The sequence below is a fragment of the Paraburkholderia sp. BR10141 genome, assembly GCF_056155635.1.
Genome location: NZ_JBMIQH010000001.1, coordinates 338956 through 359258 on the forward strand (window position 1 = coordinate 338956; position 20303 = coordinate 359258).

The 20303-nt window shown below is 65.6% G+C and carries 18 protein-coding genes; 5 read left to right on the forward strand and 13 right to left on the reverse strand.

Features of this window, described 5'->3' with window-relative positions; genetic code table 11:
* Positions 1-43 precede the first annotated feature (43 nt).
* Entirely contained in the window at positions 44-658 is a 615-nt protein-coding gene (locus ACOJB8_RS01630; protein ID WP_069261540.1) for a thioredoxin fold domain-containing protein, read from the forward strand.
* Between the two features lie 128 nt (positions 659-786).
* On the opposite strand, the gene ACOJB8_RS01635 is transcribed toward ACOJB8_RS01630, so the two are convergent.
* The 10 genes from ACOJB8_RS01635 to ACOJB8_RS01680 all read right to left on the reverse strand — a co-directional run bounded on the left by ACOJB8_RS01635 (position 787) and on the right by ACOJB8_RS01680 (position 12226).
* On the reverse strand, positions 787-1680 hold the full coding sequence (locus tag ACOJB8_RS01635; RefSeq protein ID WP_342946851.1) for a DUF1571 domain-containing protein: 894 nt from the start codon (positions 1678-1680) through the stop codon (positions 787-789).
* Positions 1681-1792: 112 nt separating this feature from the next.
* A complete protein-coding gene (locus tag ACOJB8_RS01640; protein ID WP_342946852.1) occupies positions 1793-2839 on the reverse strand; it encodes an alpha/beta fold hydrolase in 1047 nt (348 codons plus the stop codon).
* Positions 2836-3726 (reverse strand): alpha/beta fold hydrolase, encoded by an 891-nt coding sequence (locus ACOJB8_RS01645; protein ID WP_368728251.1) that lies wholly within the window; start codon positions 3724-3726, stop codon positions 2836-2838. The genes ACOJB8_RS01640 and ACOJB8_RS01645 overlap by 4 nt, the downstream gene beginning before the upstream one ends.
* 8 nt (positions 3727-3734) lie before the next feature.
* Positions 3735-4634, reverse strand: coding sequence for a metal-dependent hydrolase (locus ACOJB8_RS01650; RefSeq protein ID WP_475010740.1), 900 nt, complete (start codon positions 4632-4634; stop codon positions 3735-3737).
* Between the two features lie 32 nt (positions 4635-4666).
* Complete coding sequence (locus tag ACOJB8_RS01655) at positions 4667-5551, reverse strand: SDR family NAD(P)-dependent oxidoreductase (protein ID WP_475010742.1); 885 nt, start codon at positions 5549-5551, stop codon at positions 4667-4669.
* Between the two features lie 31 nt (positions 5552-5582).
* Positions 5583-7127, reverse strand: coding sequence for a flavin-containing monooxygenase (locus tag ACOJB8_RS01660; RefSeq protein WP_475010743.1), 1545 nt, complete (start codon positions 7125-7127; stop codon positions 5583-5585).
* A 214-nt stretch (positions 7128-7341) separates the two neighbouring features.
* Positions 7342-8289, reverse strand: a complete 948-nt coding sequence (locus ACOJB8_RS01665; RefSeq protein WP_475010746.1) for a MerR family transcriptional regulator — start codon at positions 8287-8289, stop codon at positions 7342-7344.
* Positions 8290-8412: 123 nt separating this feature from the next.
* Positions 8413-9237, reverse strand: coding sequence for an OmpW/AlkL family protein (locus tag ACOJB8_RS01670; RefSeq protein WP_141710540.1), 825 nt, complete (start codon positions 9235-9237; stop codon positions 8413-8415).
* A 208-nt stretch (positions 9238-9445) separates the two neighbouring features.
* Positions 9446-10711, reverse strand: a complete 1266-nt coding sequence (locus tag ACOJB8_RS01675; protein WP_342946856.1) for a DUF2957 domain-containing protein — start codon at positions 10709-10711, stop codon at positions 9446-9448.
* Between the two features lie 105 nt (positions 10712-10816).
* Positions 10817-12226 (reverse strand): DUF2957 domain-containing protein, encoded by a 1410-nt coding sequence (locus ACOJB8_RS01680; RefSeq protein WP_475010748.1) that lies wholly within the window; start codon positions 12224-12226, stop codon positions 10817-10819.
* 747 nt (positions 12227-12973) lie between these two features.
* On the opposite strand from ACOJB8_RS01680, the gene ACOJB8_RS01685 reads away from it, so the two are divergent.
* Positions 12974-13996, forward strand: a complete 1023-nt coding sequence (locus tag ACOJB8_RS01685; RefSeq protein WP_368616560.1) for a hypothetical protein — start codon at positions 12974-12976, stop codon at positions 13994-13996.
* 414 nt (positions 13997-14410) lie between these two features.
* On the opposite strand, the gene ACOJB8_RS01690 is transcribed toward ACOJB8_RS01685, so the two are convergent.
* Positions 14411-16279, reverse strand: a complete 1869-nt coding sequence (locus ACOJB8_RS01690) for an ABC transporter ATP-binding protein/permease (RefSeq protein ID WP_475010751.1) — start codon at positions 16277-16279, stop codon at positions 14411-14413.
* Positions 16276-17169 carry an extracellular solute-binding protein gene (locus tag ACOJB8_RS01695; protein ID WP_069261863.1) on the reverse strand — a complete coding sequence of 298 codons (894 nt, stop codon included), beginning with the start codon at positions 17167-17169 and terminating at the stop codon, positions 16276-16278. The genes ACOJB8_RS01690 and ACOJB8_RS01695 overlap by 4 nt, the downstream gene beginning before the upstream one ends.
* Before the next feature lie 174 nt (positions 17170-17343).
* On the opposite strand from ACOJB8_RS01695, the gene ACOJB8_RS01700 reads away from it, so the two are divergent.
* The 3 genes from ACOJB8_RS01700 to ACOJB8_RS01710 are packed head-to-tail and all read left to right on the forward strand — an operon-like array spanning position 17344 to position 18866.
* Positions 17344-17772 carry a TOBE domain-containing protein gene (locus ACOJB8_RS01700; RefSeq protein WP_069261529.1) on the forward strand — a complete coding sequence of 143 codons (429 nt, stop codon included), beginning with the start codon at positions 17344-17346 and terminating at the stop codon, positions 17770-17772.
* A 25-nt stretch (positions 17773-17797) separates the two neighbouring features.
* A complete protein-coding gene (locus ACOJB8_RS01705) occupies positions 17798-18403 on the forward strand; it encodes a nitrogen fixation protein NifQ (RefSeq protein WP_475010753.1) in 606 nt (201 codons plus the stop codon).
* Positions 18404-18452: 49 nt separating this feature from the next.
* Positions 18453-18866, forward strand: coding sequence for a winged helix-turn-helix domain-containing protein (locus tag ACOJB8_RS01710; RefSeq protein WP_475010755.1), 414 nt, complete (start codon positions 18453-18455; stop codon positions 18864-18866).
* Positions 18867-18918: 52 nt separating this feature from the next.
* Here the strand turns inward: ACOJB8_RS01710 and ACOJB8_RS01715 are convergent, their stop codons facing one another.
* Positions 18919-20238 (reverse strand): DUF2325 domain-containing protein, encoded by a 1320-nt coding sequence (locus ACOJB8_RS01715; protein WP_342946860.1) that lies wholly within the window; start codon positions 20236-20238, stop codon positions 18919-18921.
* Between the last annotated feature and the right edge of the window lie 65 nt (positions 20239-20303).

The following is a 20303-nucleotide window of genomic DNA, read 5'->3' on the forward strand; positions in this document are numbered from 1 at the left end:
CACAGACTCGCGACGTGACGCGCTATCCAGTCAGAGGGAAAGAATGAAGAAGTTCACACGCATGCTGATCGCTGCAGGCGCGCTGGCAATGAGCGCTGGCGCTACGGCCGCCGCGGCCGCTGAGCCCACCTGGTTGCCCGCAACGGCGGCTGCAAGCCTGCAGAATGCGAGTACGATCGTCGAAGGCGCGAATGGGCCGAACGTGAAGTCGACGCTTTATGTCTTTATGGACCCAAACTGTATTTACTGTCACTTAGTGTGGAAAGCACTGCAACCGTATGAAGCGGTCGGCCTGCAGGTGCATTGGATTCCTATGGGCTTTCTGAAGCCCGATTCGGCGGGCAAGGCGGCTGCGCTGCTGGAGGCGAAAGACGGCGCCGCGCTGCTCAAAGAACTGGAAACGCATTACTCGGAGAAGGACGAATCGGGCGGCATCGCTCCGCTCGCGCACATCTCCGCCGCCGACAAGAACAAGCTCGACGACAACATCAAGCTCTTTCAGGACCTCGGTTTCGACGGTACGCCTACGCTTGTTTATCAAGGCTCGGGCGGACGCTGGGCCAATGTCAGCGGCTTGCCGAAGCTGGACGACTTGCCGGGCATGCTGAATCTGCCGGCGCAACCGATCACCGATGCCGAGTTGCAGAAGTATCGTTGAGCGCGCGCGGCGGTGAGTCATTCACCGCATCGTGAGTTCACCGATACAACGATAGGTGAGGAGTTCCAGGAGTCGAATGTCGTGCGCTCCTCCCGAAAAGCCTCACCTTTGTTCTCGCAGCCCAGGTTTCAGAACTTGTAATCGGGATTCTTCGGATCGAATGCTTCGTCGTCGAAGGACTTCGGCGTGATGCTGTCGATGACGATTTTCTCGAACATCTGTCCGTCGTCGCCATAGGCTTCGACGGTGCGGAAATACGGATGCCGCAGGTCCAGCCCCAGCGTCTGCTTCTTCGCGTAGAACTGCGGCTTGCCGCTCGGCGAAACGTAGGTCAGCGCCACCACACGCACGCCGTCTATCGTTTTCACCTCGACTTGCGGCTTGTAGGACGCGCCCACTTCGACGTACTTCTTCGCGTCGGTCATGAACTGGCTCACGATGAATTCGGTGCCGAGATCCGTGATCTTGTGATTCGATTGCGAGCGCGCGAGCGAGCCGTCGAGTGCGGTCCACATCGGCATCACGCCGAGCAGGCCGCCCAGGTGTCCGTACATTTCGTCGCTGCGCTTCGAGGCGTCGTAGATCACCTCCTCGCCCGAATGATCGCCGTCGGGCAGCCATTTCGCGTAGATGCGCAGCGGCTCGTGCTCGAGCTTCACTAGCATGTGCGCGGGCTTCGCGGGCCACTTGCCGTTCAGGCGCTCCCAGCGCGACAGCACGAATTCGTATGAGGGATAGCCCGCCGGGCCGAGCTTGATGAGCGTGGGCACGACGAGCGGATCGAACGCCTCGAAGAGCGCGGTCAGTTGCGCATCGTCCATCTTCGTGAGCGTGTCGTTCTTCTGTGCGCGCTGCAGCCAGCGCACCTGTTGATCGACGCTCAGTTTTGCGACTTCGGCGGCGGACGCTGCGCTTTGCGATGCGTCGCTTGTTTGCGCGCCGTTGCCTTGCGCGAATGCCGCGCTGCTGGCGAGCGCAAGCGCCGCACACGCGATGAACGTCCGCGCTTTCTGAATTTTCATTTCCTGTCTCCCTTGATGAATGCTTGCGGCCCGCGCGTTCGCACGCGGGCCAACGCATTTTTCGGCTTCGCGATTTCCTCTTCACGCAGCGCACGCCGTGTGGCGAGGCCGGCTAAGTCACAGACGGATTGCCCAACACGCCCGGTGCCGGCGAACCGATGTCCGTGCGCGACTCATCCGCCTCGATCACGCGCGCGTGGCTCGCGTGCACTGTGCCCGAGAGCGCGGAGAGCAGCCAGTCGTAGGTCGTGGACGGCGCGGTGACGGGCAGCATATGGCCGCCGCTCACCACCTTGAGCGTCACCTGGCTCGTGAGGCGGCTGAGCGCCTCGCCGTGTCGGGTCCAGTCGAGCACGACGTCGTCACGGCCAAACAGAACATCAACGGGAACGCTCAGTTCTGCGTAGCGTTGTTCCATCTGCACGAGATCATCGGCGTCTTCAATCGCGACGAGATCGGCGGAGGCGTTGTAGAAGCCGCTGGGCCGCAAGCTCAGGAGTCCGCCGCCGCGTGTGCGGAAATCGCCCGGTACGGCCTCGGGCGCGAACACCTGCTTGAGGACCGCGGAACTGGTCGCGAGGCCGATGGGCGTAGCGAACGTGCACGCCACGAAGCGGCGCACGGCGTTCGAGCGCAGCACGAGCGCGCGGAAGGCCTTGGGCACCTCGGTCTGCACGTGCGTGAGCGGCGCGATCAGCGCGAGCCGCGAAACGGCGTGCGGATGATCGAGCGCTACGGCCAGCGCGATCGCGCCGCCGAGCGAATGCCCGACGAGCACCGGCGATTCGAGACCCAGCGCTTCGATGAAGCGCGCGACCGTGCGCGCCTGCGCGCGGATGGTCGCCGATGCGTGCGGCCCGCGTGTGGAGTAGCCGGAACCCGGGCGATCGATGAGTATCACGCGATGTTCTCGCGCGAGCGCCTGCATGGGCAGCCACGCGAAGTTGCGCATTTGTCCGCTCAGGCCGTGAATGAACACGATGGGCGGCCCACTGCCGAACTCGACGTAATGAATCCGGTCGCCGTCGATGTCGACCAATTGACCGTCCATCGGCACGGCGGCTTCGATGCGGCGCGTGGCGCGTCGCGTGAATGCGGCGAGCGCGGCGAGTGCAGCGCCGGCTGCAACGACCGCGGCAGGCAGGGCAAGTGGGTTCACTGGCGGTCCTCTGGGGGCAGGTTGGGTTCGAAGCCTTGTGCGCGTGACGAAGCGCAAGTGGCAAAACGCGTGAAGCGCGCCGCGATCTGCCGCGCCTCGCTCACCACCGCCCAATGCGGCGCGGCGATAATCTCGCGCTGATGTTGTCCAAGCCAGCGCTCGATGCCTTCGGACATGGCCGGCGTCACATAGCGGTCGAAACGCGGCACGATGAACTGTACCGGAATACGCGTGCTGCGCTCGCGCGGGCGCCGCGCACAGGCAAGAAAATTCGCGCGATAGAGTTGCAGCCCGTTGAGCGCGTTGCGCAACTGCCGGGGATCAGGCTCGACGCGCACGCGCTCGGTCTTGCGCAGCCACCACGGCCACAACGCCGCGCCGCCAAGCCGCCAGGCGAGTTCGGGCACGAACGGCAGATGAAAGAACGCGATGTACCACGACTTCAGCAACTGCGCCGGGACGCGCGGCTTGAGAAAAACATGGTCGAGACACGGGCCGGATATCGAGGTGTACGAAGCAATGCGCGAAGCGTTCGCCGGATCGGTCACGGCCTCCCAGCACTGGATCGATCCCCAGTCGTGCGCCAGCAGATGAAACGGCTGCGCGCCGCAGGTGGCATTGGCGACTGCAAACAGATCGCGCGCGAGTTGCGCGAGCGCGTAGCCAGACTGCGCACGCGGCGCTTCGGAGGCCCCCATGCCGCGCACGTCGTAGGCGATCACGCGAAAGCGCGTCTCCAGTTCGCTGCGCAGCGCGCTCCAGATGCGCGCCGAGTCCGGGTAGCCGTGCACGAGCACGACGGGCGGCGCATCGTTGGGCCCGCTGACGTAGACCGCGAGGCGCACGTCGTCGGACTGGACGAACACGGGTTCGGGCGCGCCGCGCATGACGTGGCTCACACCGCGCGCGGCGTCACCGCCGGATGCAGCGGCACACGGCGCGGGGCGGCGCGCGAGGCGTACTGCGCGTTGGTCTCGTCGATCTGTGCAACGAGGCCGTCGATGCGCGCGAGATGCTGCCGGTTGTCGTGATCCCACGGATGAAAGCCGGGCTTGAAAAAGCGCAGCCATTCGAGCGCGATGCCGGGAAACACGCCGTGACGCGGCCCGTAGAGAAACTTCACGAGCTTCCATGTGCCGCGCACCTTGCCCTGGCGTCGGCGGTGCGCGCGCAAAAGCGCCAGATGATAGTCGAACACGATGAGCCAGAAGAGAACCGTGGTGGCGAGCATCGTACCGGTTCGCATGAAATAGCGCTTGACGCCCGGCTCGATCACGAGATTCCAGACATCGAACGAGACCGACTTGTGCTCGGTTTCCTCCAGCGCGTGCCAGAGCCACATCTGCTTGTAGCCCGCCACCGAGCCTTCGATGCGCGTGCCCGTATCGGCGAGCAGCAGGTCGGCGAGCATGGCCGTGTAGTGTTCGAGCGCCACGGTTTGCGCGAGTTGCAGCGAAGGCGGCAACACCTTGCGCACGAAGTTGAGGATGGCCCACAACCGCTTGTCGAGCTTGTGCGCAGGCAAGCCCGCCGCCTGCAGCAAGTCGTTGTATTCGACATGTTCGCGCGTGTGCATCGCCTCCTGCCCGATGAAGCCCATGACCTGCTTCTTGAGTTCGGGGTCCTCGATGCGGTCGCGATAGTGCCGCACCGAATCCATGAAGAAGCGCTCGCCCGCGGGAAAGAGCAGCGAAAGCGCGTTGAAGAAGTGGGTGACCGGCACGCCCTCGACGTGCCAGTCACAGGCCCTTTCGGGCGGTAATGCGAAGCGGATGTCGCGCCGTATCGGCATCATGTTATGGCTCCCTGTTGTGTGCCTGCTGTTATTCATTGCGTGGCGGCGGACCCGCGCGCGGCGCGGCGGCGCGCCTTCGCGGCTTCGCGCCGCGCGCTCATCACGACCAGCGCCTGGTACGCGGCGGGCAGCGTGCGCGCGAGCCAGTCGGCTGCGCGCGCGTCGCGGCCAATCAGCACGCGCCGCGCGTTGCGCCTCACGCCGTTCAGGATGATGCGGGCAGCGTCGTCGGCAGCGGTGATGAAGAACTTCTCGAAGTCGTCTTTGCCTTGCTGCTCGCTCGCCACCATAAAGCCGACCATGTTGTGCGCCACGCGGCTCGATTGCGCGATGTTCGTGCGAATGCCGCCCGGATGCACGCAGGTCGCGGACACGCCGCAGCGCATCATGTCGAGTTCCTGGCGCAGCGCTTCGGTAAAGCCGCGCACGGCATATTTGGTCGCGTTGTAGCCGCTCATGCCTGGTTGTGCGAAAAGACCGAACACGCTCGACGTATTGACGATGTGTCCGTCGCCGCTCGCCTTCAGATGCGGCAGAAATGCCTTCGTGCCATGCACGACGCCCCAGAAGTTGATATTCACGATCCACTCGAGGTCGCTGTACGCCATGCCTTCGATGGTGCTCGACAGCGCGACGCCCGCGTTGTTGAAGACGAGGTTGATGCCGCCGTGCGTGGCAACTGTTTCGTCGGCCCACGCGAATACGGCGTCGCGCTCGCTCACGTCGAGCACGCGCGTGCTCACGCGTACTGAAGGGGCAAGCGCGCCCACGATGCGAGCGGTCTCCTCGAGCGCCGGGGCGTTCCGGTCGGCGAGCGCGAGATGGCAGCCGGCGCCGGCAAGCTGGAGCGCGAGCGCGCGGCCCATGCCCGAGCCCGCTCCGGTGATGGCGGCGACCTTGTTGTCAAAGCGTTTCATGGGCGGCTCCGGGTGGGACGATTGCGCCTGTTCAGGCGGCCTCGGTGGGTTGCGTGGCCACGGCGAGCGGCGCTTCGTGCTGTGCGGCATGCGGCGCGCGATAGACCTGGTAATCGGCGAGGGAGAAGTGCGCGGTGGCGCGGCGAAAGCGCCAGGTGAAACCGGGCCACAGTGTCGTGTTCCTGCCGTTGCGCGGGTCGAGGTACCAGCTCTTGCAGCCGCCCACCGACCAGATCGCGCGGCCAAGCTTGTTCTGGATGCGCTCGTTGTAGCGCGCTTCCACATAGGGCCGCACATCGATCGAATCGGCGCCGTCGCGCTTCATGGCGGCGAGCGCGCCAAGCACATACTCGATCTGCGATTCGATCATGAACACCATCGAGTTGTGGCCGAGGCCGGTGTTCGGGCCGACCAGCATGAAAAAGTTCGGATAACCAGGCAGACTCGTGCCGAGGTAGGCATGTGCGCCGTTGCGCCAGGTCTCGACGATATCGATGCCGCCGCGGCCCATGATCGTGCCCGGCGGGAATGGATCGGCCACCTGAAAGCCGGTGCCGTAGATCAGGCAATCGACCTCGTGATGCACGCCGTCGGCGGTCACGACGCCAGTGCGGTCCACGCGCTCGATTGCGTTCGTCACCACCTGCACGTTGTTGCGTGAGAGCGCCGGATAGTAGTCGTTCGATATGAGCACGCGCTTGCAGCCGATCGTGTAGTCGGGCGTCACGGCCGCGCGCAGTTCAGGATCGGGCACCTGGTGGCGGATATGGCGCAACGCCAGCTTCTGCACGTTCTTCATGAGCGCGGGATGCACCGCGAAGCCGAGCACGCGCGTTTCGAGCATCCAGTAAAGACCCGCGCGAGCGAGCGCCTGCGTGATGGGCAGCGTGCGGAACAGCCATTGTTCGAAGCCCGAAATGGCGCGGTCGGGCTTGGGCATGATCCACGGCGGCGTGCGCTGGAAGAGCGAGAGTTGCGTCACGCGCGGCGCGATCTGCGGCACGAACTGAATAGCGCTTGCCCCCGTGCCGATCACGGCGACGCGCTTGCCTTCGAGCGCATAGTCGTGGTCCCAGTGCTGCGAGTGGAAGGCCTTGCCTTCGAAGGTGTCGAGTCCCGCAATCGCCGGCAACGCGGGGCGCGAAAGGCCGCCCATGCCCGAAATCAGCACGCGCGCGGTGAGGCGCCGGCCATTGGCGAACGCAAGGCGCCAGCAGTGCGCGGCTTCGTCCCATGTCGCGTTCGTGAGTTCGTGCCCGAAGTTGAGCCACGGGAAAAGCCGGAAGCGCTCGACGCAGCGATTCAGATAGGCGCGAATCTCGGGCTGCGGCGCGAACATGCGGGTCCAGCGCGGATTGGGTGCGAACGAAAACGAGTACACGTGCGATTGCACGTCGCAGGCGCAACCGGGGTAATGGTTGTCGCGCCAGGTGCCGCCCACGGAGTCAGCCTTCTCGAACACCGCGAAGTCCTGGTTGCCGCTTTGCAGCAGGCGGATCGCCATGCCCAGGCCGGCAAAACCAGTGCCGATGATGGCGATGCCGATCGCGTCGCCGGTACGGGCGGGTGCGTTCATCCGGAGCGTCTCCCTGTTGTCGATCCATCTATGACTGTGACATTGATGGATGTAAACATAGTGCGATCGACGCCAATGCGCAAGGGGCTAGATTCAGCGCTCTAACACATCAACAACAGTAGGGGCGCAAGGGGACGCCAGCGCGCGAAAGGCCGCCTGGCGGGGCCTTTCACGCGCTCGGGGAAGCAGAAACGAGGAGAGACGACGCGCGCGTTTAACGCTTCTTGAGCGCGGTTTTCTTCGCGGGGCGAGCCGGTTTTGCGGCAGCCGGCGCGCGCGCGGCGCTCTTGCGAGGCGCGGCTTTGGGCGCGCGCTGCTTCGCGGCGCTGGCAGGCGCGGAAGCGGGCGAAGGCGCGGCCTCGCTTGCACGCTCGCGGCCGAGCGTCTTGTCGAGGATCGTCGCGACCCGGCCGCCGAGGTAGTCGCTCGACTGCGCTTCGAGCGCGCGCAGGATCTCGTGCTCGACGAACACCGTGGAAAGCGGGCGCAGCCGCCAGATCGCGTCGACGAGCGCGGGCATGTCCGTGGCGGGCGGCAGCGCGCCCTGATCGTAGCGATCCAGATGGCGCACGACCATTTCCACCAGCACGCGCGCGATGGCGTCGAAATGCGGACGCGTTTCTTCGAGCACGTCGAGCAGTTCGCGTGCGGGAATGCCCTCGCGCACGGTGGCGGCCGCGGCGTCGAGCATGCCCGGATTGCGCGAGACGAACGACAGCCCCTGGCGTTCGAGCAGCCCGAGATCCGCAAGACGCGAAAGGCTGCTCGGCGCTTGCGGCCCGAACAGCTTGATGAGCTGCGGCAGCGAATACGTTTTTGGCCGCGCGTGCGACCACGGACCGCCGATCGCATTCTCCAGGCCGAGGATCGAGCGCAGGTCGCCGCCGTCGTCGATCGCCTGGATGAGATCCTGAATGTTGGCGAGCGTGTAGCCGCGCGCCAGCAGGTGGTTGATGAGCTTGAGCCGCGCGACGTGCGAATCGTTGTAAATGCCGACACGCCCGCGCTTCTCGGGCGGCATGAGCAGGTCGCGGTCCTGATAGGCGCGCACGTTGCGCACCGTCGTGCCCGCCACGCGAGCGAGTTCGTCGACGGTGTATTCGCTGTCGGTGACACGCTCGGGCGCGGAATCGGTCACGGGGGCTTTGGGCGTTTTCGGCATGCCGCGATTTTAGCGCGAGCGGCCCGGCCCACGCGAGCGCACGGGAGGGTGCGTGCTCTGGCGCGGGCGTTCTCGCCCTTACGCGCATGCGCCTCCTCGCCGTTGCGCCGGCACGACGCGCCCTTAGAAGCGGTAAGAAAGCGCGAGGAACGAGATGATCGGATCGGCCTTGAGGTCGGCCCGGCTCACGCCGAGCTCGCTGCCGTCCGCTGCCTTGACGATCACCGAGGACGTCGTCTTCAGCGGAATATAGGTGACCGACGCAACGATCCCCAGATGCTTCGTGACGTTGTAGGTGGCCCCGAGATTGAAAACCGGCGACCACGACGACGACGCCTTCGCGCTAATCTGCGTTTGCCCCGACTTGCCCGCGCCCGCTGCGAGCACGGAGCCGAGATCGTCCTGGGTGGCTTTCACGAAGTTCGGATTGAGCTGGATGTCCGAGAACCAGTTGTACGACACGCCGATGCCGAGGAACGGGCGGAATTTCGCATCGGCGTCGCGAAAGTAATACTGGAAGATCAGCGCCGGGCTCCATTGACGCACGCTGCCGACAATGGGGTTCGTTGCCGGATCGCTGAGATTCTGGCTACCGAGCGCGCCCGCCGGGCCTGGCGGCTTGATCGTGCCGTGACCATAGAGCTTGAACGTGGGCGGCACGCCCGCCACCGAGGTGAGCGCGATATGGTCCGTGAAGAAGTGGCTGATGACGAGGCCGACCGTATCCGCATTCGATGCCGAAAGCCCCGTGCCCGCCGAAGTGAACGAACTGGGCAGCCGCAGCGGCGTGTTGATCGGCACGGGCGCGACGTCCGTGGTGAGCGGCGTGCTCGAATGCTGCGTCGTGACGTGAAACCAGCCGAGTGCGACGACGTTGTCGCCGGCGTGCTGTGCATACGCACTCGCCGTCAGCCCGGCGGTCAGCGCCGCCACTGCAATGCGTTTCATCATGTCCCTCCCAGGAACGGGTGCGCCTTACCCGCGCGCGGGACGGCTCGATGCATGCTTCGGGATGTCCGGCATGCGTCGTCCGCCTTTGCTGCGCGCGCCTTTGTGGCCCGGCCGCCGCCGCGTTGCGCGACGGCCGGGAGTGGCCACCTCGTGAATGGCGCGGTTTGCCGCGCCGGTTATTGTTCGATACGTTGCTTCGTCATCCTTACTGAACGAACGCACCAGCCGTGAAGTACGGGTCCGACGGCGTCGTCATGTCGAGGTAGCCGAACACGCCGCCCGTGAAGATCATCTTGCCGGTGGGTGTCGAGCCGGTGGAGGCGCCCACATGCGTGGTCGTCACCGTGCCCGGTACGGTCTGGGTGAAGTTCAGATCGAGGGCAGTGGCGAGCGCGGCCTGCGAGGCGTTGAACGGATCGAGCAGCGTGGCCTGCGTGCCTTCCAGCGCGAGCGTGCGATAGTCGAACTGGCTGTCCACGCCGATGTATTCGCCGTTCTGCGAGCCCTGCGCGATAGCCGTTTGCGGCGCGAGCACGGAGATGCCCGATTCGTCGTCGGCCACCGGGCCCGTGGCGCCGCTTTGCGGATCGACGCCAACCTGCGGATACGCCACGCCGGTGCGGACGAGCACGGGCACGAGCTGGCCGCGCAACTTGCCAACGATCATGAAGCCCTTGCCGGCCGGCTCCGTGGTGACGAGCGTCGGCTTCACCTGCCCCTGGAAGTGATCGGTTTCGAACGCGCCGCTGCCATCGGCCGACTGCGCGAAATTCGTGCCGGGCTGCTGGCATTTGCCGGCGTTCACGCCCGTGTTGTCGCATTCGGTCCAGGTGCCGTTGGCGTTGATCGTGATCTTTGCGTCGACCGCTGCGGGCTGGAAATTCTGCGAAGGCACCTGGTGATAGCCGAGCTGGCTGTACGTGCCGGCGACATTCGCGAGATTCGTTTCGATCGCGGAGAAGCCGATGAACGGGTAGTACGGGAACGTCGTGTCCGGCACGACGCCAATACCGCCGGAGCCCTTGTACGCGATCTCGGCGCCCGGAATCGTGCCGCCGGCCACGCCTTCGCCGATGAAGACGCGCGCCGGGCGGTTGGGGTCGAGACTCGCGCCATTCAGGCGGAACGCGCACTGGTTGAGCTTCGCCGTGGGGAGCCCGGTTTCCGCCGTCAGCGTGCCGGTGGCGACCTGGCCTTTGCGCGTGGGCGTCACGGTGCCGGTGGTCTGCGGGATCGGCGACTCGACATAAGTGATCTGCCAGGTCATTTTGGCCGTGTCGAGCTGCAGCTTGACGAGTTCGCCGTCGCCGCCGCCACCGGTATATACCGTGTTGTAGTCGAGCGAGGTGGGGCAAAGCGCTGCTTCCACGAGCGGAGGGCTACTGCTGCTGCCGTTGCCGCCACCGCATGCGCTGAGCGCTGCGATCATCGGTGCGGCAATCGAGAGCGCCGCAAAAAGTTTCCATTTCATACCGCGTCTCCAGAGTCTTGTTGTTGGCGAGAGCGACTGACAGTCATTCGTAGTGCGAAATTAAGGCGGTCGTCAACGATCAGGATGCCGCGACCGCCTGATGAACTACTGTGGCTGGATCAGTGCACCGACACCGAAGTAAGGCTGATTGGGCGTGGCGCTGTTCGCCGAACTGGCCGTGACGCCGCCGTTCTCCTCGCCGTTGATGAAGATGCCGTAAAGGCCGCCCACCGCAATCAGATTGCCCGCTTTGCCCTGGGTATCGGTTACGCCGATCAGGCCGGGGTGCGTCTGCGTGTAGTCGAGCGTGAACTGGCTCTGCGTCGTCATCGTCGAGGGCTTGAGGAAGCCGGCTTGCTGGCCGTTGATGAGCGTTGCCGTGTAGGCGAAATTCGAGTCCGCGCCAATGTAGCTGCCGTCGAACGCGCCCGACGTGAGCGTCGTCGCGGGCGCGAGCAGGGCGATGCCGGACTCGTCGTCCACGGCGATCTGATTGCTCAGGCTGATGGTTTCGTTCACGTAGCCGGTGCGTACGACCACGGGCACGATGGCCCCATTGAGCTTGCCGAGGATGAGGTGCCCGGCGCCGCCCTGGCGGCTGACGATGACGTTGTTGCCGAGGTTCAAGGGGAACGGCAACGGTGTGGGCGTCTCGATCTGCGGTGCGTCGGTACTGTCGAAATAGCTGCCGCTCGTGCTCGCCGTCCATGCGTTCGCAGCGGTTGCGCAACTCGTGTTGGTCGCGCCAGCCGGCACGCTGCAATTGCCGCTTGCGTCGTACTGCTCCTGCGTCACCTTTGCCGCCGGCGCGAAACTGCTGGAAGGCAGGATGTGATAGAGCAGCGCGTTATACGAGCCTTTGAGGTCGGCGAGGCTCGTGCTGACCGACGAAAAGCCGATGAACGGATAGAAGTCGAACGTGCGCGGCGCCACCCCGCTGAAGAGCAGATTTGCAGTGGTGTCGCCGTCGATGTTCACGGTCGCGCCCGGAATGCCGCCGCCCGCCACGCCAAAGCCAACATAGATCGTGGGCGGATTGTTGGCGTTGTACGCCGTTGTGTAGGTGCTGCCGTTGATCGTGCCCGTGCCCGCCTGAAGCTGGAACGCACACGTGATCTGCGCGGCGGTCGGCAGCGAGCCCGCGGGCGGATGCTGCACGGCGCCCGTGATGGTGAGACCCGCACGCGTGTTCTGCACCGAACTCGCGGCCACGGGAATGGGCGAGGCGAGGAACGTGAGCTTGTACGTCATCTTCGTCGGGTCGATGTTCAGGCTCACGACCTCGCCACTGCCTGCACCGCCCAGATACGTGTTCGCCGCGATGTCCGCCGCGGCGGGACACAACGCCGTGGCGGTCGGTGCGCTGCTGGGCGGACCCTGGTTCGCGCATGACGAACCCGAGCATTGCGCCGGGGTGATGGGTGCCGGATTGCTGGCGGTACCTCCGCCGCAGGCGACCAGAAAAGGGGTCGCGGCCGCGGCCAGCATCAAGCTGCTGCGGACAATGCTCTCCATGATTTGTCTGCCTCCCTGTGTCGTATTTGTGCGCAGAAGATTGGATCATGACATTGGCCACTGTCAATTGAACGAACCGTCTAAAACGCGTGACGAGGTCGCTCTTGCTTGATGCTTCGCGGTTTGCGCACCCAGCAAGCGGGGTTTTTCCCGAGGCCGTCGTGCACGCGCCGTGCGCCCCTGCGCAATTGGCATGCCTGAAACGCCTCGTTGACATGTCATCGCGATTCGTTGCGTCCGCGACGGTCCCTGAAAGGCAGAGGAAAGCTGAGGATGGGATCACGTTAGCGAGGCAATTGATTCGGATTGCAGATCAAGACAGCGCGTGCTGTCTGATGGTGAGGATATTCGGGAGCCGTCATCGCGCCGCCATGCTCGACGGTGAGTGCATACGGGAACGGCCGGGATGAAGCACTGCACAAACCTGCGTAGCAAGGTGGGCGCTCCAAAGAAAACCAAAGGTGAGCGTGTGCGGGAGCGCAAGTTCACTGCGGTGTGCGCCGCACGGGTTTTCGTTGCACCGTTGCGCATATCGGCGGCCAGGTTCAGGTCTATGTGGCGCACGTCACGCAACTCAAAGGTGAGTGTTTCCGGGAATATGAACGCAACGTGAGGCGTTGCTGCGTTGCGGCAGTATCGCCGCGGCCGGGTCGTGATTCGCGGTATAGTCATTCGCGACAAGAGGCCTCGTTGTGCGCCCTGCGCTTCACCGCCGCCGCGTCCGAGCGGTCTGCAACGGAGTTATCGATGGGTATCCTGGAAAGGCTTTGGCCGCGCGCCCGCGCGAAGCAGGCGCCGCAATCGCCGCAAATCCAGACGCTGATCGAGCGTCTGCTCGTGCTCAGCCCTACGCTCAAGCTCGTGCCCGAGTGGCGCGAGCGGCTCGCCCCCGCGCTCGCGCAATCGGTCGCGTACGTGCGCGAGGTGGTGGACCGCATGCCACCCGCGCGCGAAGCGAGCGCCGCCACCTGGTCGAGCGACCCCTATATCCACGCGTTTTTCGCTGCGCCCGACGAGGTCGGCCATGTGCTGAGCCGCTCGCCTGAACTGCATGCCTGGTTCGAGGCTCATCCACTTGCGCGCGAGACTTACGCGGTGCTCGGCATGGCCCTGAACGAGCGGCGTGCCTTCGGTGCCGAGCAGCATGGCGACGAGGTGCACACCGATGTCATGCAGACGACGCTGAGCTTCGACGACCATCAGGTGCGTGTATGCGGCGAAACCGAGAGCGACCTTCGCGAGCAGATCGTGCAGCGCGTGGTCGAGCAGATCGCCCTGGAAGGCCTCGAGCAGATCGGCGCCGACGAGTCGCGCCGCGACGTGCTGGAACAGGAGCGTGCGCTGCTCAGGACGCGCCTGCAACTGCTCACGCGCCACGGCGCGGGGACGCAACGCATGCTCGGCGAGCACGCCGTGCCAAACGTCGCCGAAGTGGCGAAGGTCGAGGCGCAGATTGCGCAGAACGAGAGCGAGATTGCCGCACTCGGCCTCAAGAGCGAAGCGCTCGAACACCAGCTCACGGTGATCTGCAGGGTGCTCGCGAATCCCGCGCAATACACGAACGTCGAAATGCGCGAGATCTGCCTGAGTCCGATGAACGTCCTGCTCGCAAACGGCGGCCCGGGCAACAGCGCCTCGATCACGTTCCCGCTCGCGCGGCTGCCGTCGAGCCCGCAAGGTCTGCGCGCCTTCTCTCTGGTGCGCTTCGCGCGCACCGACCTGCAACCGTTGCCGCGTGTGCTCGTGGAAGACAGCCGCTTCATGATCTGAGCGTGGCGTCGCGGTCATAGGTGAGAAGATCCGGGAGCCGCGCGCGTGGCATTGCGACGGTTCGTGAACGAAGCGTGCCGAAATCACAGTCGCGCGTGATCGGCTGCGGAAGTTTCGTGATCCCGATGGACAGGAGAACCTGGTTCCGGCGCGCAAGATTTTCCTGGTAGTCCCAGGTTAAGGGATGCGAATATTGCCGACTACCAGGTGTTGGCAGTCGAAACCTTGCGTGTCCGAGCGCGAGACGCCGAAAGGTGAGCGTTTTCGGGAACCGTGAGCAACGGTGCGAAATGGCGCATCGGATCGCTAACCGCTTATGCAAAAAGCCCCTTTAACAGGGGCTATTTTGTCATCAGCGGCGACACCGCTGCTGGTATGTCGCCGCGAAAGGTGAGCGTTTTCAGGAGTGGTGAATCAGGCGCCCTGCGACGCCGGCCAGGCGAGCACGCCGTTCGCGTCGATCGAGAAGCGCAGCTCGCCGGCATGCGATGCCGGCGCATCTTCTGCGGCGATATCGAAGGTTTCTCCGGCGATCTCGACGGTAACGTAGCGGTCTCCGTGACGCAGCGACGTGCCGGCAATACGCCCTTGCCACGCGCCTTCCTGCGTCGCGACGAGCGCGCGCGGCGAGACCCGCCACATCACGCGCGTGCCCACCGCAAGCGATGGATCGGCGCAGGGCAGGCGCAGTCCCGCCGGCGTTTCGATCGTGCCACCGGCACGCACGATCCCCTCGCCGACGTTGTGCAGGCCGAGCAGTTCGGCCACGCGCAGCGTGGCGGGCAGCCGGAACACGTCGGCCACGGCGCCCGCCTGCAGCACGCAGCCCTGTTCGATCACGAGCACTTCGTCGGCGAGCAGCGCCGCCTCGTCGGGGTCGTGCGTGACGATCACCGTCACTGCGCCTACTTCGCGTTGCAGCGCCCGCAACGACTGCTGTAGACGGCGGCGGCGCGGCGTGTCGAGCGCGGCGAACGGTTCGTCGAACAGCAGCAGTTGCGTGTGCCGCGTGAGCGCGCGCGCGAGCGCCACGCGCTGGCGCTGGCCGAACGAGAGCTGCCGAGGCAGGCGTTCGGTGAGCGTGTCGAGGCCGAGGTGCGCGAGCCAGTAGCGGGCGCTGGCCGCGTCGGCATCGACAGGAAACGCGAGTTGCTGCTCCACTGTCATGTGCGGGAAGAGCCCGTAATCCTGCGGCATGTAGCCGATCTGGCGGCGCTCGGGCGGCAGCGCGCCGAGGTCGGTTGCCCCGAGCGTGACAGAGCCCGCGTCGTTGCGCTCGAGCCCGGCGATGATGCGCAGCGCGAGCGACTTGCCCGAGCCCGAAGGGCCGATGATCGCGAGCCGGCGCGTTTGCGGCTGCCACGCCACATCGAGCGTGAACGCGCCGAGATGCCGGCGCGCCGCGAAGGCAAGACGCAGGCCGGCGTTTTCTGCCGCGGTGGCGGCCGGCGTGATACTGGTGAGTTCGTCGCCGTTGTCCAGGCTCACCGCCGGCGTCGGGCGTGTGCCGCGGCTATAGACGGAGAGCACCGCGCAGATGATCGCAATGCCGAGCGTGGGCAGCAGGAGCGGCATCATCGCGGGCAAGCCCTGGCCGCCGAACACGACGTAGGTATACACAGGCAGCGAATACGGGTGATACGCGACCATCACCGTCGCGCCGAATTCGCCGAACGCGCGCAGCCAGGCGAGCGCGAGCCCCGCGCGGATAGCGGGCCACGCAATGGGCAGCGTGACACGAAAGAAACGGCTGGCGGCGTGATGGCCGAGCGTGGCGGCAACGTCGTCGTAGACGGGATCGACGGCGCTGAACGCCGAGCGTGCCGCGACGATCAGGAAGGGCGCCGCCACGAAGGTCTCGGCGAGCACGATGCCCGTGAAAGAGTCGGTGAGCGAGCCGCCGAAGAGCTGGCCAATGCCGCTATACGGCCCGATGAGAAACAGCAGCAGCACACCGCTCGTGAGCGGCGGCAACGCGAGCGGCAACTGCACGACGAAGCCGAGCAAGGCAATGCCGCGCGCGCGCGAACGCGCGAGCCAATAGCCGAGCGGCACGCCGCCCACCAGGATGACGAGTGCGGCCACGCTCGCGCTCGCGACCGACACGCCGACCGCCGACCAGGTGGCGTGCCAGTCGACGCCGGCCCAGTCCGCCTGCCCGATCTGCGGAATGCTCGCAACGAACGGCGCGCACAGGTAGACCGCGAGCAGCGCGCCGAGCCACCAGAGCGGCTGGGAGCGTTTCACGGCAACCTGTTCGGCACGTTGCGCGGCTTGTGTCATTGCTGTGCGGCGTCGATTACGGCTTGCACCGACGGCGGGATCGCCTGGATCTGACCGTTGACGGCAGGCCTGGTCACATCCACGCCGTGCTCGGCGAGCAGCTTGCGGCCTTCCGCCGAAAGCAGGAAGTTCACGAAGCGCGCGGCGCCGGCGCTGTTGGGGGCGTCGTTGAGAATCGTGAGCGTGTAGTTCGCCTTGATCTTCAGTTCGGGCGCGGGGTGGATCGCCGGAATCTTCAGGTCGGACGTTTCGGTCGAGTAGAAGAAGCCAGCGTCGAGCTGACCCGATTGCAGACGGCCAACGAGCGTTTCTTCCGGCAGCACCTGCTCGGGATTCTCCGGCGTGCCAAGTGTTTTCTGCACGAGATCAGGCTGGTTGTACGCCTGCGCGGCCTTCGTCATGAGTTCGACGGTGAACGCGCCCTTCGGGTCGAGCTTCGGATCAGTGCGGCCGAGGCGGATGCCCGGTTCCTGCAGGACCTGATCCCACTGCTTCGTTTTGAAGTCGGCGGCGAAACGGCTCTTCGGGTTGTAGCCGATCAGGAGCGGCGATTCGGCGAAATTCACGTACCACGTGACGTGATTGCCGCTGGCCTCGCCCATGAGGCTCGTGTTGACCTTCGGGCTCGCGCTGATGAACACATCGCCGCGGCGCAGCTTGCCCTTGATCTCATTGGCGATCTTGTTCGAGCCGGCTGCGTAGCCCTTGAAATGCAGGCCCGTTTCCTTTTCGAACGCGGGGCCCACGCTCTTTTCCATGAGGTTCACGAGCGAGCCTGCGTAGAGCACGTTGACATCGGATTCGTCGGCGAATGCGTTGGCGCTCGCACCCATCGCGCCCATCACACCGCTCATCACGACGACTGAGGCCGCCAGCTTGCGGATAAACATGTTCGACACCCCGTTCGTTATAAAGGCCCATATATTACGATGGACTGCTGTATTCATGTGCTTGCGACATTCGCTATTTTGGCGATCCATGCCTGTGCGCGTCACAGTGACACGGCTAAACTGAGGCTCCGGTTCTTTGCCGTTTCATTGTTCTGTTCAATTGTGGAGGTCCTTATGCGTACCAGCGCCCGCAACCATTTCTCCGGCCAGATCAGCGCGGTCAAGGCCGGCGCTGTCAACGACGAAGTCACGCTGCGCGCCGACGGCGGCCTCGAGATCGTTGCGATCATTACGCATGGCAGCGCCGCTTCGCTGGGTCTCGCCGCTGGCAAGCCGGCCTTCGCGCTTGTGAAGGCATCGTCGGTGATCCTCATGGTCGACGGCGATGCGAGCAAGGTGTCCACGCGCAATGTGGTGGCGGGCACGGTTTCGTCGGTCACGAAGGGCGCGGTGAACGCCGAAGTCGTGCTCGCGGCCCCGGGCGGTGCGCAGATCGCGGCCATCGTAACGAACGACAGCGTCGATCGTCTCGGCCTCGCGGCGGGCAAGCAGGCTGCGGCGCTTTTCAAGGCATCGAGCGTGATCGTCGGCGTAGACGGTTGATGCGCTCCAAACTCGCGTGAATGCCATGACACACGGTAGACAGGACTCCGGCGCGCCGCCGCGCGATGTCGATGCGCTGGCCGCAGCGCGCTGCGACACTCTGACGGGGGCGCCGGAGGCGCCGCGCACGCCCGACGCCTGGCTCTTCGCGCGGCTCGTTGCGGCGCGCGAGGTGCGCGGCGAATTGCCGTTGCTCGGTCTAACGCGCGCGCAGTTCGACGCGCTCGGTGCGCGGCACTTCGTGTGTGCGGTGACGAGTGAAGCGCTGCACACGCACGTGATGGCCGATGCGTCGCATGCTGCATTCGCCACCGCAATGCATGACTTTCTCGTTGCGCTTGCCGCGCCGCAAGCCGACCCCGACGACGTGCGTTGCCTCGCCGCGATCGTTGCCCACGCGTGCCTGCGTCCCGATCATCTGTGGCGCGATCTCGGCCTGCGTGGCCGCGATGACGTGACAGGCATGCTGGAGCGCTTCTTTCCCGAGGTCGTGGCGCGCAACGTGGAAGGCTTGCGCTGGAAGAAGCTGCTGGCGCGTGAACTCGCGCTGGCGTCGGGCGCCACGCCAGGCCCTGCGCCCGGTTGCCCCGGCTGCGAGGACTTCGGCTTCTGTTTTCCCGCCGGGCGTTAGCCATGCAGAGGGGAACGGCACGTAGCACGCATCGTGTATGCTTGCGCGCATGACCAAGTCCCCCAACGATCAACCGCGCGCAGACGCTCCCGCGCCCGCCCAGGCGCAGAAACCGGGCCGACCCGAGGTGCGTTTTCGCATGCGCATCCTTCAGGATGGCACGATCGCGCTCGGTCCAGGCAAGGTGTCGCTGCTCGAAGCCGTCCGCGAACATGGCTCGATCTCGGCTGCGGCGCGCAGCATGAACATGTCGTACCGCCGCGCGTGGCTGCTGATGGATGAACTCAACCGCGCGCTGGAGTCGCCGGCCACGGTTTCGGAGCATGGCGGGCAGAGCGGCGGCGGTAGCATGCTGACGCCGGTGGGCGAAGAGATCGTGCGCCTGTATCGCAGCATCGAGGCGCGTGCGGCGGCGGTCTGCGAGGCCGAGATCGCAGCCCTCGTCAAACTCGTGAAATCCTGACGCGATGTGACGTGATGTGCCGCGGCGGCGCACTGCCGCCAACGCCAGGCGCCTAGCCGTGGCGCAGGCAGAAACGCGAGACGGGTACCGCCGCGAGCGTGGGCGGCGCGTTCGCATGGAGCCGCATCATCAACTCGACGAAGCTGGCGAGACTCGCCGTTCGCAATGGGTGCCATGTGACCTGGTGCCGTTCGCACACGCGCCTGAGCGTGCTCATCGAATCGTGGTCGATGCAGTCGACGGGAAACACCGCGAGATCCGCGTTGGCGAGGGCTGCGGCGAGCAGGCCCTTGCGATCTTCCACACCGCCGTCGTGCACGGTCAGCTCGCCTCCCGCCGACTCCACCCAGCGCCTGAGCGCGTGATTCGAACCCGGCCTGCCACCCACGTAGACGATCCGGCGGCCCTTTAACGCATCCTCGGGAAGCGTGCGTTGGGCTTGCGGGTCTTCGTGCGCTTGCGTGGTCTGCTCCATCGCGTGGACTTCGGCGCGCAAGGCGTCGATCAGCGCGTGGGCTTCGTCGAGCTGCGCGCGTAGCGTGTGGAGTGCGGCGGCATCGGCATTCGCTCGCTGCTCCGCGATCTCGCGGCGGCTCGTGTGCAGCGCGACCCGCGCGTCGCGTGCCGCGAGCGCTTCCTGCAGCGCCTCGAGCTGCGCGTGCTGCGGGGTGTTTTCGCGCTGCGCCGTCAGCTGTGCGGTTTGCGCATCGAGGGCGTTGCGCGCGGCGTCGCGCTCACGGCTCATCTCGTGCAGGCGCGCCTGCTGACGCTCGATCTTGGCCCGGAGTTCGGCGTTTTCCGCTTCCAGCGCCACGAGGCGGCGCAAGTCCGCGCGATTGGCCGCGCCAACCAGGTGCGAGAGCATGTGCAGCTCGCCGAACGCGGCCTGGCGCACTTCCATCGTCGTGGCCGGATGTGTCATCACCGCCCAGTACGCGGGCGGGATGTCGCCGTTCGCGAGCGCGTCGTTCCAGAGCGCGAGCACGGCCTGCGTGTCGCGCGCACTGGCGAATCGGCGCACCGCGCCTGCATAGCGGCTGTCGAGAGCCTTTTGCAATGCCTTGCCGCCTGCGCCGCCTTCGATCGCCAGTTCGACCGCGGCGTGATGGATCTCGAGATCGCTCGCGCGCTGGGCGTCGAGCCGGGTGAATTTAGGGACGAGCTTGCGCAGCTCGTGCGTGCTCAGGCAGGTGCCGATGATGGAGCAATGCAGATGGGCGTCGAGTTCGACGAGGCGCGTGCGCTGACGCGCGCTGGCGAGTTCGGCTTGCGAAGGGCCGCAGCAGTCTGCGCTCGTCATCGCGCGCAGCGTGGTCTCTTCGGCAGATGTGCCGCCCGGCGTGCGGGCGAGGCGGAACGGCGGTGCGTGCATGGTGACCTCTGATCCACTGCGGAACGCGGGGCTGTGCATGGCGTGAGCGGCGACTGCGCCTCGAC

Bases quoted from the DNA above. Each gene is read 5' to 3' on its own strand.
- ACOJB8_RS01630 (WP_069261540.1), top strand. From the start codon at position 44: ATGAAGAAGTTCACACGCATGCTGATCGCTGCAGGCGCGCTGGCAATG.
- ACOJB8_RS01635 (WP_342946851.1), bottom strand. From the start codon at position 1,680: ATGAAAATTCAGAAAGCGCGGACGTTCATCGCGTGTGCGGCGCTTGCG.
- ACOJB8_RS01645 (WP_368728251.1), bottom strand. From the start codon at position 3,726: ATGCGCGGCGCGCCCGAACCCGTGTTCGTCCAGTCCGACGACGTGCGC.
- ACOJB8_RS01650 (WP_475010740.1), bottom strand. From the start codon at position 4,634: ATGATGCCGATACGGCGCGACATCCGCTTCGCATTACCGCCCGAAAGG.
- ACOJB8_RS01655 (WP_475010742.1), bottom strand. From the start codon at position 5,551: ATGAAACGCTTTGACAACAAGGTCGCCGCCATCACCGGAGCGGGCTCG.
- ACOJB8_RS01660 (WP_475010743.1), bottom strand. From the start codon at position 7,127: ATGAACGCACCCGCCCGTACCGGCGACGCGATCGGCATCGCCATCATC.
- ACOJB8_RS01665 (WP_475010746.1), bottom strand. From the start codon at position 8,289: ATGCCGAAAACGCCCAAAGCCCCCGTGACCGATTCCGCGCCCGAGCGT.
- ACOJB8_RS01670 (WP_141710540.1), bottom strand. From the start codon at position 9,237: ATGAAACGCATTGCAGTGGCGGCGCTGACCGCCGGGCTGACGGCGAGT.
- ACOJB8_RS01675 (WP_342946856.1), bottom strand. From the start codon at position 10,711: ATGAAATGGAAACTTTTTGCGGCGCTCTCGATTGCCGCACCGATGATC.
- ACOJB8_RS01680 (WP_475010748.1), bottom strand. From the start codon at position 12,226: ATGGAGAGCATTGTCCGCAGCAGCTTGATGCTGGCCGCGGCCGCGACC.
- ACOJB8_RS01685 (WP_368616560.1), top strand. From the start codon at position 12,974: ATGGGTATCCTGGAAAGGCTTTGGCCGCGCGCCCGCGCGAAGCAGGCG.
- ACOJB8_RS01690 (WP_475010751.1), bottom strand. From the start codon at position 16,279: ATGACACAAGCCGCGCAACGTGCCGAACAGGTTGCCGTGAAACGCTCC.
- ACOJB8_RS01695 (WP_069261863.1), bottom strand. From the start codon at position 17,169: ATGTTTATCCGCAAGCTGGCGGCCTCAGTCGTCGTGATGAGCGGTGTG.
- ACOJB8_RS01700 (WP_069261529.1), top strand. From the start codon at position 17,344: ATGCGTACCAGCGCCCGCAACCATTTCTCCGGCCAGATCAGCGCGGTC.
- ACOJB8_RS01705 (WP_475010753.1), top strand. From the start codon at position 17,798: ATGACACACGGTAGACAGGACTCCGGCGCGCCGCCGCGCGATGTCGAT.
- ACOJB8_RS01710 (WP_475010755.1), top strand. From the start codon at position 18,453: ATGACCAAGTCCCCCAACGATCAACCGCGCGCAGACGCTCCCGCGCCC.
- ACOJB8_RS01715 (WP_342946860.1), bottom strand. From the start codon at position 20,238: ATGCACGCACCGCCGTTCCGCCTCGCCCGCACGCCGGGCGGCACATCT.